The organism is Kitasatospora sp. NPDC002551 (assembly GCF_040296005.1).
In the GTDB taxonomy this organism is placed as follows: domain Bacteria; phylum Actinomycetota; class Actinomycetes; order Streptomycetales; family Streptomycetaceae; genus Kitasatospora.
This window is the reverse complement of record NZ_JBEOWI010000026.1, coordinates 53,551-65,688: the sequence shown is the minus strand read 5'-3', so window position 1 is coordinate 65,688 and position 12,138 is coordinate 53,551. Positions and strand designations below refer to the sequence as shown.

At 72.5% G+C, this 12,138-nt stretch carries 12 protein-coding genes; 8 read left to right on the top strand and 4 right to left on the bottom strand.

Annotation, left to right across the window (positions count from 1 at the left end):
* Positions 1-160: 160 nt before the first annotated feature.
* The 3 genes from ABT093_RS22165 (at position 161) to ABT093_RS22155 (ending at position 3,323) form a co-directional block, all read left to right on the top strand.
* A complete protein-coding gene (locus ABT093_RS22165; protein ID WP_350566789.1) occupies positions 161-1,084 on the top strand; it encodes an NADP-dependent oxidoreductase in 924 nt (307 codons plus the stop codon).
* A 203-nt stretch (positions 1,085-1,287) separates the two neighbouring features.
* Entirely contained in the window at positions 1,288-1,752 is a 465-nt protein-coding gene (locus ABT093_RS22160) for an Lrp/AsnC family transcriptional regulator (protein ID WP_350566788.1), read from the top strand.
* Positions 1,753-1,940: 188 nt separating this feature from the next.
* The gene (locus tag ABT093_RS22155) at positions 1,941-3,323 is read left to right on the top strand and encodes a pyridoxal phosphate-dependent decarboxylase family protein (RefSeq protein ID WP_350566786.1); all 1,383 of its coding nucleotides are present in this window, start codon (positions 1,941-1,943) and stop codon (positions 3,321-3,323) included.
* 62 nt (positions 3,324-3,385) lie between these two features.
* Here ABT093_RS22155 and ABT093_RS22150 read toward each other — a convergent pair whose 3' ends face one another.
* Positions 3,386-4,252, bottom strand: a complete 867-nt coding sequence (locus ABT093_RS22150; RefSeq protein WP_350566784.1) for a GNAT family N-acetyltransferase — start codon at positions 4,250-4,252, stop codon at positions 3,386-3,388.
* Positions 4,253-4,496: 244 nt separating this feature from the next.
* Between ABT093_RS22150 and ABT093_RS22145 the strand changes: the two genes are divergently transcribed.
* Positions 4,497-4,850 carry a HesB/IscA family protein gene (locus tag ABT093_RS22145; RefSeq protein WP_350549538.1) on the top strand — a complete coding sequence of 118 codons (354 nt, stop codon included), beginning with the start codon at positions 4,497-4,499 and terminating at the stop codon, positions 4,848-4,850.
* Between the two features lie 68 nt (positions 4,851-4,918).
* Here ABT093_RS22145 and ABT093_RS22140 read toward each other — a convergent pair whose 3' ends face one another.
* Both ABT093_RS22140 and ABT093_RS22135 read right to left on the bottom strand, forming a co-directional pair.
* Positions 4,919-5,650: a hypothetical protein gene (locus ABT093_RS22140; RefSeq protein ID WP_350566782.1), complete on the bottom strand. Its 732-nt coding sequence runs from the start codon at positions 5,648-5,650 to the stop codon at positions 4,919-4,921.
* Between the two features lie 115 nt (positions 5,651-5,765).
* Complete coding sequence (locus ABT093_RS22135; protein ID WP_350566781.1) at positions 5,766-5,984, bottom strand: hypothetical protein; 219 nt, start codon at positions 5,982-5,984, stop codon at positions 5,766-5,768.
* A gap of 265 nt (positions 5,985-6,249) precedes the next feature.
* On the opposite strand from ABT093_RS22135, the gene ABT093_RS22130 reads away from it, so the two are divergent.
* Complete coding sequence (locus tag ABT093_RS22130; RefSeq protein ID WP_350566779.1) at positions 6,250-7,227, top strand: carbohydrate kinase family protein; 978 nt, start codon at positions 6,250-6,252, stop codon at positions 7,225-7,227.
* Here the strand turns inward: ABT093_RS22130 and ABT093_RS22125 are convergent.
* Entirely contained in the window at positions 7,220-8,614 is a 1,395-nt protein-coding gene (locus ABT093_RS22125; protein WP_350566777.1) for a cysteine desulfurase/sulfurtransferase TusA family protein, read from the bottom strand. The genes ABT093_RS22130 and ABT093_RS22125 overlap by 8 nt on opposite strands.
* A gap of 365 nt (positions 8,615-8,979) precedes the next feature.
* Here ABT093_RS22125 and ctaC point away from each other — a divergent pair, with 365 nt between their 5' ends.
* From ctaC to ABT093_RS22110, 3 genes are read left to right on the top strand one after another with little or no spacing between them, the layout of a single operon-like run.
* Entirely contained in the window at positions 8,980-9,834 is an 855-nt protein-coding gene (gene ctaC / locus ABT093_RS22120; protein ID WP_350566775.1) for an aa3-type cytochrome oxidase subunit II, read from the top strand.
* The gene (gene ctaD / locus ABT093_RS22115; RefSeq protein WP_502884284.1) at positions 9,831-11,606 is read left to right on the top strand and encodes an aa3-type cytochrome oxidase subunit I; all 1,776 of its coding nucleotides are present in this window, start codon (positions 9,831-9,833) and stop codon (positions 11,604-11,606) included. The genes ctaC and ctaD overlap by 4 nt, the downstream gene beginning before the upstream one ends.
* Positions 11,606-12,022: a cytochrome c oxidase subunit 4 gene (locus tag ABT093_RS22110; protein WP_350566773.1), complete on the top strand. Its 417-nt coding sequence runs from the start codon at positions 11,606-11,608 to the stop codon at positions 12,020-12,022. Before ctaD ends, ABT093_RS22110 begins: the two co-directional genes overlap by 1 nt.
* Positions 12,023-12,138 lie beyond the last annotated feature (116 nt).

Here is a 12,138-nt window from a genome sequence, read left to right as displayed (position 1 = left end):
TTTCGTCTATCTGACGCAATCTATGATAACCGGTTAGCGTCAGAGTGACGATGGCCATCCTGTCGATGTGACGAGAACCGCTCGCCGGTTCGGAGCCTTCCCGGGGCGGCTGCGGCGTGGCCGAACCGTGATCCCGGCCGGTCCGGGTTTCGCTGGTGGCATGAAGGCAATCGCGATCCACCGCTACGGCGGCCCCGACGTGGTCGAGTACACCGACCTGCCCGATCCCAAGGTCGGCCCGGACTCGGTCCTGGTGCAGATCAGGGCGGCCGGGGTGAACCCGGTCGACTGGAAGGTGCGGGAGGGCCGGCTGGACGGCCTGCTCGACGCGCACTTCCCGCTGGTGATGGGCTGGGACGCGGCGGGGGTGGTCCGCGCGGTGGGCGGCGGGGTCACCGAGTTCGCCCCGGGGGACGAGGTCTACGGCTACGTCCGCAAGGACGCGGTCGAGCACGGCACCTACGCCGAGCTGGTCGCCGCGCCGGTGCGCACCCTGGCCCGCAAGCCGGCCGCGCTGGACTGGGCGCAGGCCGGCGGGCTGCCGCTGGCCGGGCTGACCGCCCTCCAGACGCTGCGGGCGGTGGGCGCGGGCGCCGGGGACACCGTCCTGGTGCACGCCGCCGCCGGCGGGGTCGGACACCTGGCGGTCCAGATCGCCAGGGCCTTCGGCGCCCGGGTGATCGGCACCGCCGGCGAGCGCAACCACGCGTACCTGCGCTCGCTGGGCGCCGAGCCGGTCGGCCACGGCGAGGGCCTGGCCGAGCGGGTCCGGGCGCTCGCCCCGCAGGGTGTGGACGCCGCGGTGGACCTGGTCGGCGGCGACGCCGTCGAGGTCTCGGCCGCCCTGGTGGCCGACCCGGCGCGGATCGCCTCGGTCGCCGACTTCGGGGTCAGGGCGCGCGGCGGCCGGTACGTCTGGGTCCGTCCGGACGCCGCCGGGCTGGCGGAGCTGGCCGCGCTCGCCGACGACGGGCGGCTGACGGTGACCGTCGCCTCCACCTTCCCGCTCGCCCAGGCCGCCTCGGCGCAGGCGCTCAGCGCGGAGGGCCGCACCCGGGGCAAGATCGTCCTGCTCACCGGCTGATCACCGGCCGCCGCGAGAGCCGCCGCGGGGGCCGCCGCACCGGCCGGTCACCCTCCGGCCGACGCGCGGACGTCCCCCCTCCGTCATCCGTCAGCGGTGGACTCACTCCTGACATCCGCCAGAATGGTTGCCGAACCGTTTCGGCGTGCCGCCGCCGTCCGCCGCCGTTCCCTACGCCGCACGACCCGTGGAGCCCCGCACCGATGAGCAGCAGCCGAGCGCACGAGACGGTCGGGGCCTCCCTGGACGAGACCGACCGCCTCCTCCTCGCCCGGCTGGCCGGGGACGGCCGTGCCTCCTACGCGGAGATCGGCCTCCAGGTGAACCTCTCCGCCACCGCCGTCCGCCGCCGGATCGACCGGCTGCGGGCCCGCGGGGTGGTCCGCGGCTTCACCGTCGTGCTCGACCCCTCGGTGCTCGGCTGGCAGACCGAGGCCTTCGTCGAGGTCTACTGCCGCGAGCGCACCGCCCCCGAGGAGATCCTCGCCAGCCTGCGCCAGTTCCCCGAGGTGATCGCCGCCTGGACGGTCACCGGCGACCCGGACGCGCTGGTCCACCTGCGGGCCGCCGACATGCGCCACCTGGAGGCGGTCATCGAGCGGATCCGCCGCGAGCCCGGCGTCCAGCGCAGCCGCTCCTCCGTGGTGCTCTCCCAGCTCATCGGCTGACCTCTCCGGGGCCCCGCGCAGGAATCCTGCGCGCCCCCCGCCGAAGACGCCCGAAAGCTGCCTGACCGGCCGCGTTCCGACGCGCGGACGGGGCCCCTCGCTGCCTACGCTGATCACGTCCGGCCGTGCGGTGCCAACCCCCGTGCCGCCGGGCCCTCCCCGACACCCCACAGCCGAGAGGGACACCCGTGTCCGCAGCCCCCGACCGCATGCACCGGCCCGACAACGACCTGGTCGACCTGGTTTTCGACTACATGCGCGAGCGGCTGCAGTACGACCCGGTCCCGCTCGACCACCCCGGTGACGGCGAGCACCTGCGCACCCAGCTGGCCGGCCTGCTCAACCAGGACGGCAACAACCCCGCCGACGTGCTCAAGCTCTACGACCACGAGCTCTCCCGCGCGGTGATCTCCGCCGACAGCCCGCGCTACCTCTCCTTCATCCCGTGCGCCCCCACCAAGGCCGCGCTGCTCTTCGACATGGTCGTCTCCTGCGCCTCGCTCCAGGGCATCTCCTGGCTGGAGGCGGCCGGCGCGATCGCCGCCGAGAACCAGGTGCTGCGCCTGATAGCGGACCGCGCCGGCCTGCCCGCCTCGGCCGGCGGCACCTTCGTCTCCGGCGGCTCGGCCGGCAACCTCTCCGCGCTGGTGGTCGCCCGCGACACCGCCCGCCGCCGTCTGGCCGAGGAGGGGCGACCCAGTGGTCCGGAGGCCCGGCTGCGGATCGCCGTCGCCGACCAGGTGCACTCCTCGGTCAAGAACACCTTCAACATCATCGGTGTCGAGGCGTTCAAGGTGCCGACCGTCGACCGCCGGTTCACCGGCGAGGCGCTGCGCGCCGCGCTGGCCGCCGACCCGAACCCGGAGACCGTGATCGCCGTCGTCGGCACCGCCGGCACCACCAACGAGGGCATCGTCGACGACCTCCAGGGCCTGTCCGAGGTCGCCCGCGAGCGCGGCCTCTGGTTCCACGTGGACGGCGCCTACGGCGGCGCGGGCCTGTTCGCCCCCTCCGTCCGGGAGCGCTACAACGGCATCGAGCACGCCGACTCCTTCGTCGTCGACCCGCACAAGTGGCTCTTCGCGCCGTTCGACTGCGCCGCGCTGATCTACCGCAACCCCCAGCTCGCCCGCGCCGTGCACACCCAGGACGCCTCCTACCTGGACGTCCTGCACACCGAGGGCGACGAGTGGAACCCCACCGACTACGCCTACCACCTGACCCGGCGCGCCCGCGGCCTGCCGCTCTGGTTCTCGCTCGCCGTGCACGGCGTCCAGGCGTACACCGACGCCATCGAGGCCGGCCTCACCCTCGCCCGGGACACCGCCCGGCTCATCCGCGACACCGACCACCTGGAGCTGCTGTTCGACCCGCAGCTCTCCGCGGTCTGCTTCAAGCGCAAGGGCTGGACCAACGACGACTACTACCGCTGGTCGCAGCAGCTGCTCGCGGACCAGATCGGCTTCGTCACCCCCACCGGCTGGGACGGCGAGACCGTCGCCCGGTTCGCCTTCCTGCACCCGGGCACCACCATGGAGATGGTCAGGGAGATCCTCGACACCATGGCGTGACGCACCCGTCGACGGACCCCCGCCCGGCCCCGGCCCGGCGGGGGTCCCGCCGTTCCCGCGCCCTACAGCAGCCCGCCGTTCGGCACGTACGGCGCCGGCGGGCGCATCCCGCGCAGGCCCAGGAAGCCTCGGCTCTCCACGGTCAGTCCCACCTCCAGGCCGACGTCCAGCGCCCACTCCTGCTCCGCGGTCAGCGCCTCCACCCGGGCCTGCGTCCCCTCCGGCACCCGGGCCAGCGCCTCGCGCAGCAGCCGGGTGGCGATCCGCTTGGAGGTGGCCGCCAGCAGCTTCACCTCCCCGCCGTCCCGGTAGCAGTAGCCGCTGCCCGCCAGCGAGTCCGCGATCAGCAACTCCTCGCAGTGGGCGAGCAGCAGCCCGTGGTCCGGGCCGTGCGCGGAGCCGCGCAGCCGCCGGTCCACCGAGTCCAGCAGGTGCTGGTGCGTCGCGTTGCCCGGGTGCACCGGGATGTCCCCCGGATCGACCAGCCCGGACCGGTCCACCCGCCCGGTCAGCTGCATCGCCGGGTACAGCGTGAAGCCGGCCAGCCGGTAGCGGCGCACGGCCGCCGGGGACGGCGAGGAGCACAGCATGCCGCGCAGACAGCCGCGCCCGTACGCCAGGGCCCGGTCCAGCAGCAGCCGGCCCACCCCCTTGCCCTGCGCCCGCGGCAGCACCACCAGCAGCGCCAGCACCCAGACGCCCTCGCGGCGCAGCGCCAGCACCGCGCCGACCGGCTCGCCGTCGAGCTCGGCGAGCCAGCAGCCCTGCGGATCGGTGCGCGCCAGGTGTCTCGTCCGGGCCGACTGGTAGACGGAGGGCCGGGGCGGCTCGGTGGCCGGGGCGTCGGGGAGCGAGGCGAACGCGGCACGGGCGAGCGACTGGACCACCTCCGCGTCGGCGGCGGTGTCCTGGACCGGGCGCAGGATCATGCCCACCATCCTGGCCGCCCCGGCGCCGCGGCGTGGCCGGTTCACCCGGATCGGTCCCATCGGGCGGTGACCGGTGTCCGCCGGTGTGCGAGCATGGGAAGCGCATGGGGAGCGGGTAGCAAGCCCGGCCCACGGAACCGTGCCGCCACGAACCGCCGAAAACACCGTGCCGTCCGGGAAATGAAACCGGGCGGCCGTCGGTTGGCACTGGCGGCAGACCGTCGTCAAGACCGGGAGAAAGCAGATGACCGTCAAGGACGAGACCACCGTAGAGGGTGGCATCCTCCTCACCGATGCCGCCGCGGGCAAGGTCAAGGCCCTGCTGGAGCAGGAAGGCCGGGACGACCTGGCGCTGCGGGTCGCCGTCCAGCCCGGCGGCTGCTCGGGCCTGCGTTACCAGCTGTTCTTCGACGAGCGCTCGCTCGACGGCGACGTGGTCAAGGACTTCGACGGCGTCAAGGTCGTCACCGACCGGATGAGCGCCCCGTACCTGGGCGGCGCCACCGTCGACTTCGTCGACACCATCGAGAAGCAGGGCTTCACGATCGACAACCCGAACGCCACCGGCTCCTGCGCCTGCGGCGACTCGTTCAGCTAGGCGTCGACGCGAAGGCGGCCCCGGATCCCCGGGGCCGCCTTCGTCGTGTCCGGGCGCCGGTCACCCCGTCACGGGGCACCCGGGATGTCCGGAACGGACGGGTCGGGGCCGACCTTCGGGTCCGCCTCCAGCGGCACCTCCTGCCCGGTCGCCAGATCGGTCACCGCCCGGCCCCGCAGGGGCTGCTTCAGGTCGGCCGTCACCGTCTGCCGCTGGGCCACCGCGACGCAGTCCTGCCCGGCCGGGACGGGCGCGGCCGTGGTCACCCGGACGTCCACCCGGCCCGGCTTGGACTCGTCCGCCTTGAGCGCGTACCGCTGACAGACCCCGCCGTAGAACCAGACGGTCAACCGGTTGCCGTCCACCCGGTAGGTGATCGCCGGATGCACCTGCGAGCCCTTCCCGGACCCGTTCGGCGCCGGCTCGCCGACCGCGATGCCGTTGCCGCCCGCGCCCGGGGGAGTGGGTGCCGGGGTGGGCGTCAGCGCCGGGGCGGTGGGGGCCGACGAGGGATCGGCCGGGCGAGGCTCCGGGGCGGTGGCCGACGGGTCGGCCGGCGGCGTGGCCACCGGAGCGGGGGCGGACGGGTCGGGCGTGGTGACCGGGGCCGAAGGGGCGGCCGCGCCGGGGGAGGCGGCGGCGCTCGCCGGCGTCCGCTCCGCGCCCGGGGTCGCCGCGTCCGAACCCGCGCCGCTCCCGCTCCCGCACCCGGCGAGGACGGCCGCCGCCGCCAGCGCCAGGCCCGCCAGTGCCGTGGCCCGCGCCCGGCCGGAACGCCGGGGCATCGTCTCCAGATCCATCTGCACATCCTCCCGAGGGCTCAGCGGCGCACCGTGCCGGCCGCACCGCGCGGATGTGACGTGCCCCGGACGATCCCGGTTCCCGTCGGCCCCCTCCGGTCCCTCGCGCCCCGCCTCAGGGGCCGTACTCGGGCATCGACGCGACCAGTCGCTGCGCCCCGGAGGAGACGCGGAAGCCGGACCGGGCCGGCACGCTGTCCTGCGGGCCGGTCGCCAGCAGCGGCCAGAACCGCCGCAGCCGGCGCGAGGAGTCCACCAGCGCGTCCAGCGACTCGCCGTCCGCCTCACCGCGCAGGGCGGGCGGAACCCGCAGCGGGTGGTGACTGGGCATCATCGGCCATCACTCCGATCCACCGGTGCCGTGGCAGCGGCGCCACGGGCCTGGGACGGGGCCGGAAAGGCCCCTCTCTGCGACCCTAGGCCGGGCGGACCGGGGCCCACCAGAGCTACCCCGTGGTAGTACACGATCGGGGGCGACGGGTGCCGGCGGACGGCCACCGGCGCACGCGCAGTCTTGCTGGCGCCCCGTACCCGCCGGGTACCGTGGGTGGGTTCCACCCCGTTGTCCCATGGCCCCGCCGCCATCCTGAGGAGACCCCGTGCGTATCGCCGTCGCCGGCTCGATCGCGACCGACCACCTGATGACCTTCCCCGGCCGGTTCGCCGACCAGCTGGTCGCCGAGCAGCTGCACACCGTGTCGCTGTCCTTCCTGGTCGACACCCTCGACATCCGCCGCGGCGGCGTCGCGCCGAACATCGCCTTCGGCATGGGTGTCCTGGGCCTGAGCCCGATCCTGGTCGGCGCGGCAGGCGCGGACTTCGCCGAGTACCGCAGCTGGCTGGAGCGCAACAACGTGGACTGCCAGTCCGTCCACATCTCGGAGACGCGGCACACCGCTCGCTTCATGTGCACCACGGACGAGGACCACAACCAGATCGCCTCGTTCTACACCGGTGCCATGGCCGAGGCCCGCAACATCGAGCTGGAGCCGATCGCCGACCGCGTCGGCGGCCTCGACCTGGTGCTGATCGGCGCCGACGACCCGCAGGCGATGGTCCGCCACACCCAGGAGTGCCGCACCCGCGGCTACGCCTTCGCCGCCGACCCGTCCCAGCAGCTGGCCCGCCTCGACGGCCACGACATCCGCCAGATCGTCGACGGCGCCGCGTACCTCTTCACCAACGAGTACGAGGCCGCGCTGATCGAGTCCAAGACCGGCTGGGACTCCGAGGAGATCCTCACCCGGGTCGGCACCCGGATCACCACCCTGGGCAGCAAGGGCGTGCGGATCGACCGCAAGGGCGAGTCCCCGGTGCTGGTCGGCTGCGCCCCGGAGAACGCCAAGGTGGACCCGACCGGTGTCGGCGACGCCTTCCGCGCCGGCTTCCTGGCGGGCCTGTCCTGGGACCTGGAGCTGGAGCGCTCCGCCCAGCTCGGCTGCATGCTCGCCACCCTGGTGATCGAGACCGTCGGCACCCAGGAGTACGAGCTGCGCCCGCACGACTTCCTGCAGCGCTTCGTCGCCGCCTACGGCGAGGAGGCCGGCGCGGAGGTGCGCGCGCACCTGGTCAACTGACCCGCCGCACCAGGTAGGCCGAGCCCCGGTCGCCGCCGTACCCGGCGGCCGGGGCCTCGCCCAGGTACTCCTGCCCGCGCATCGCGCACCAGGCCGGGACGTCCAGCCGGGCCGCCTCGTCGTCGGCCAGCACCGCGACCGTACCGCCCACCGGCACCTCGCCGATCCGCCTGGCCAGCTCGATCACCGGCAGCGGACACCGCTTGCCCAGCGCGTCGATGGTGAGCGTCCCGTCGGACGGCTCCCCGGCGGCGGCCGGCGGTGCCAGGTCCAGCCCCAGCGGGGCGCGGACGCCGGCCACCACCTCCGGCAGGACGGCCAGGAACCGCTCGACGTCCGCCTCCGCGGTGCCGAAGGGCAGCGAGACCCGCACGTTGCCCTCGGTGAGCACGCCCATCGCCGCCAGCACATGGCTCGGGGTCAGCGTGGAGGAGGTGCACGAGGAGCCGGAGGAGACGGCGAACCCGGCCCGGTCCAGCTCGCCCAGCAGCACCTCGCCGTCCACGTACAGGCAGGAGAAGGTGACGAGGTGCGGCAGCCGCCGCACCGGGTCGCCGACCACCTCGACCTCGGGCACCAGCCGCGGCACCCGGGCCCTGATCCGCTCGACCAGCTCGTGCAGCCGGGCGTTCTCCCGCTCGGCCTCGGCCCGCACCGCCCGCAGCGAGGCCGCCGCCGCGACGATCGCCGGGACGTTGACGAACCCCGGCACCCGGCCGCCCTCGCGCTCGTCGGCGGGCAGCGGGGAGGCGAACCGCACGCCCTTGCGCACCGCGAGCACCCCGACGCCGGCCGGTCCGCCCCATTTGTGCGCGCTGGCGGTCAGCAGCGACCAGCCGGCCGGCACGTCCGTCCGCCCCGCGCTCTGCGCGGCGTCCACCAGCAGCGGCACGTCCCCGCAGCGGGCGGCCGTCTCGGCGACCGGCTGCACCGTGCCCACCTCGTGGTTGGCGGACTGCAGGACCGCGAGCGCGGTGTCCGGCCGCAGGGCCGCCGCGAACACCACCGGGTCCACCCGGCCCTGCCGGTCCACCGGCACCTCGCCGACCTCGCCGCCGGCGGCCGCGTGCCGCTCCGCGGTGTGCAGCACGCTGGAGTGCTCGACGGCGGAGTGCACCAGGTGCCGGCCGCGCCGCCGGTTGCCCTGCAGCGCGCCGAGCACACCGAGCTGGACGGCCTGGGTGCCGCTGGCGGTGAAGGAGATCTCGTCGGCCCGGCAGCCGAGCACCTCGGCCACGGTCTCCCGGGCGGCGTCCAGCAGCATCCGGGCCTGCCGCCCGGAGCGGTAGAGCCGGGCCGGGTCGGCCCACCCCTCGTCGAGGGCGGCGGTCAGCGCCTGCCGGGCGACGGGGTGGAGCGGTGCGGTGGAGGCCACATCGAAGTACACGGTCACATTTAACGACACTCCCGGCCGCGTTCCGGGCTCCGGCGGCGGCTCACCGGTCGTCAGTCGATCACCCCGAATGTCCGTATCGTCCGCGTCCGACGGGGCGTCACACACGTTGTCCGAGGTCATCCCCCGATCGGGCGTACGGACCCCGAATGCCTAGGATGACCTGCGGCGCAGCCCTTGCCGGGCCTGATCGGGTGTCCGGGCGGCGCGTTACCGGGACCTGCCCGTCAGCAGCGCATAAGGCTGGAGTAGGGTTTGGCCCGCATAAGCATTCAAACCGTGCCCGTGGACGGGTCGCCGAGGAGGGGAAGCCTCCCCGGGGCGACGCGAAGGCGGGCGAGACTTCGGGAAGGCGCTACGTGAGTCCCAACGGCTCCGACCGCTCGCCGCGGCGCACGATGCGGCGGAAGCTGCCTCAGGCGCTGGCACTGGGCCTCGTCATCGCGACCGCCACCGGCTGCTCGGCCAACGACCTCCCCAGGCTTGGCCTCCCGAGCCCCGTCACCAAGGAAGGGCCGATGGTCCTCCACATGTGGCAGGGCTCCTGGATCGCGGCGCTGGTGGTCGGCGTACTGATGTGGGGTCTGATCATCTGGAGCGTGATCTTCCACCGGCGCAGCCGCACCGGTGTGCAGGTCCCCCCGCAGACCCGGTACAACGTGCCCATCGAGGCGCTCTACACCGCGGTCCCGATCATCATCGTGTCGGTCCTCTTCTACTTCGTCGCCCGCGACGAGTCGAAGCTGACCGCCGTCTCCGAGAAGCCGCAGCACATGGTCAACGTGGTGGGCTTCCAGTGGAGCTGGGCGTTCAACTACGAGAACACCGAGATCCCGGACCCGGCCAACCAGGAGGCCGCGTACGAGGTGGGTACCCCCGGCGAGCCGCCGACCCTGTACCTGCCGGTCAACGAGACGGTGCAGTTCCGCCTCACCTCTCGTGACGTGATCCACGACTTCTGGCCCATCAACTTCATGATGAAGATGGACGTCGTGCCGGGTGTGGTCAACAAGTTCGAGGTCACCCCGACCGTCAAGGGTGAATACATGGGCAAGTGCGCCGAGCTCTGCGGCGTCGACCACTCGCGCATGCTGTTCAACGTGAAGGTCGTCGACCGTGCCGAGTACGACGCGCACCTGAAGGACCTGCGGGCCAAGGGTCAGACCGGCGCGGTTCCCTCCGGCCTCACGACCATGGGAAGTGAAGAGAAGTGACCATCCTCAACGAGCCCGCCGCGGCCGGCGGGGGCGCCGGGGCCGTCACGGTCGGGGCGCAGCGGACCCGGAAGCCGGGTTCCACCATCATCAAGTGGCTCACCACCACTGACCACAAGACGATCGGCACGCTGTACCTGGCGACGTCGTTCGCGTTCTTCCTGATCGGCGGCGTCATGGCGCTGGTCATGCGTGCCGAGCTGGCTCGTCCCGGGACCCAGATCCTGTCGAACGAGCAGTTCAACCAGGCGTTCACGATGCACGGCACGATCATGCTGCTGATGTTCGCGACGCCGCTGTTCGCCGGTTTCGCGAACTGGATCATGCCGCTGCAGATCGGCGCGCCCGACGTCGCGTTCCCGCGTCTGAACATGTTCGCCTACTGGCTGTACCTGTTCGGCTCGCTGATCGCCGTCGCCGGCTTCCTCACCCCGCAGGGTGCCGCCGACTTCGGCTGGTTCGCCTACGCGCCGCTGTCGGACGCGGTCCGCTCGCCGGGCATCGGCGCCGACATGTGGATCATGGGCCTGGCCTTCTCCGGCTTCGGCACCATCCTGGGTGCGGTCAACTTCATCACCACGATCATCTGCATGCGGGCCCCCGGCCTGACGATGTTCCGGATGTCGATCTTCACCTGGAACGTCCTGCTGACCGCGGTGCTGATCCTGCTGGCCTTCCCGGTGCTGGCCGCCGCGCTGTTCGCCCTGGAGGCGGACCGCAAGTTCGGGGCACACGTCTTCGACCCGGCCAACGGCGGTGCGCTGCTCTGGCAGCACCTGTTCTGGTTCTTCGGTCACCCCGAGGTGTACATCATCGCGCTGCCGTTCTTCGGCATCGTGTCGGAGATCATCCCGGTCTTCAGCCGCAAGCCGATGTTCGGCTACTCCGGCCTGATCGCGGCCACCATCGCGATCGCCGGTCTGTCCGTGACGGTGTGGGCCCACCACATGTACGTCACCGGCCAGGTGCTGCTGCCGTTCTTCTCCTTCATGACCTTCCTCATCGCCGTCCCGACCGGTGTGAAGTTCTTCAACTGGGTCGGCACCATGTGGAAGGGCTCGCTGAGCTTCGAGACCCCGATGCTGTGGACGGTCGGCTTCCTGGTGACCTTCCTCTTCGGTGGTCTGACGGGTGTCCTGCTGGCCTCCCCGCCGATCGACTTCCACGTCTCGGACTCGTACTTCGTCGTCGCCCACTTCCACTACGTGGTCTTCGGCACCGTCGTCTTCGCGATGTTCGCCGGCTTCCACTTCTGGTGGCCGAAGATGACCGGCAAGATGCTGGACGAGCGCCTCGGCAAGATCACCTTCTGGACGCTGTTCTTCGGCTTCCACACCACCTTCCTGGTGCAGCACTGGCTCGGCGCGGAGGGCATGCCCCGCCGCTACGCGGACTACCTGGCCGCCGACGGGTTCACCACCCTGAACACCGTCTCGACCATCGGTTCGTTCCTGCTCGGTCTGTCGATCCTGCCGTTCCTCTACAACGTCTGGAAGACCGCCAAGTACGGCGAGAAGATCGAGGTCGACGACCCGTGGGGCTACGGCCGCTCGCTGGAGTGGGCGACCTCCTGCCCGCCGCCGCGGCACAACTTCCTCACGCTGCCCCGGATCCGCTCCGAATCCCCGGCCTTCGACCTCCACTACCCGGAGATCGCGGCGCTGGACTACCTGGAGAACCACGGCGAGCCGGCCAAGCACCTCGCCGGTGTGACCCCGGCGAAGTACGACGCGCCGCAGCTGGGCAAGGGCAAGAAGGAGGGTGACGTCTGATGAAGGAGCAGGGCAAGATCTTCCTGGGCCTGTCGGTCTTCGTGCTGGCGATGGCGATCACCTACGGCCTGTGGACCAACAGCTCCGAGCACGGCATCGAGGCCGCCGGTACCACCGCGCTGTTCCTCGCCTTCGCTCTGTGCGCCTTCATCGGCTACTACCTCGCCTTCACCGCCCGCCGGGTGGACAGCGGCGCGGGTGACAACCCCGAGGCCGAGGTCGCGGACGACTCCGGCGAGCTGGGCTTCTTCGCCCCGCACAGCTGGCAGCCGCTCTCGCTCGCGGTCGGCGGCGCGCTCGCCTTCCTCGGTGTGATCTTCGGCTGGTGGCTGATGTTCTGGTCGCTGCCGATCATCCTGATCGGTCTGTTCGGTTGGGTCTTCGAGTTCTACCGGGGCGAGAACCAGAACCAGTAGGCACTGGCTCCCTCCCACAGGGCCGGGCATCCCGCACGGGGTGCCCGGCCCTGTTGCGTCCCCGGAGTGACGGCCTCACCCTGGCGGCCCAACGGCGCCCCGTTCGGTTGTCCCTC

Coding starts and splice junctions, on each gene's coding strand:
- ABT093_RS22165 (WP_350566789.1), top strand. CDS start 161: ATGAAGGCAATCGCGATCCACCGCTACGGCGGCCCCGACGTGGTCGAG.
- ABT093_RS22160 (WP_350566788.1), top strand. CDS start 1,288: ATGAGCAGCAGCCGAGCGCACGAGACGGTCGGGGCCTCCCTGGACGAG.
- ABT093_RS22150 (WP_350566784.1), bottom strand. CDS start 4,252: ATGATCCTGCGCCCGGTCCAGGACACCGCCGCCGACGCGGAGGTGGTC.
- ABT093_RS22145 (WP_350549538.1), top strand. CDS start 4,497: ATGACCGTCAAGGACGAGACCACCGTAGAGGGTGGCATCCTCCTCACC.
- ABT093_RS22140 (WP_350566782.1), bottom strand. CDS start 5,650: ATGGATCTGGAGACGATGCCCCGGCGTTCCGGCCGGGCGCGGGCCACG.
- ABT093_RS22135 (WP_350566781.1), bottom strand. CDS start 5,984: ATGATGCCCAGTCACCACCCGCTGCGGGTTCCGCCCGCCCTGCGCGGT.
- ABT093_RS22110 (WP_350566773.1), top strand. CDS start 11,606: ATGAAGGAGCAGGGCAAGATCTTCCTGGGCCTGTCGGTCTTCGTGCTG.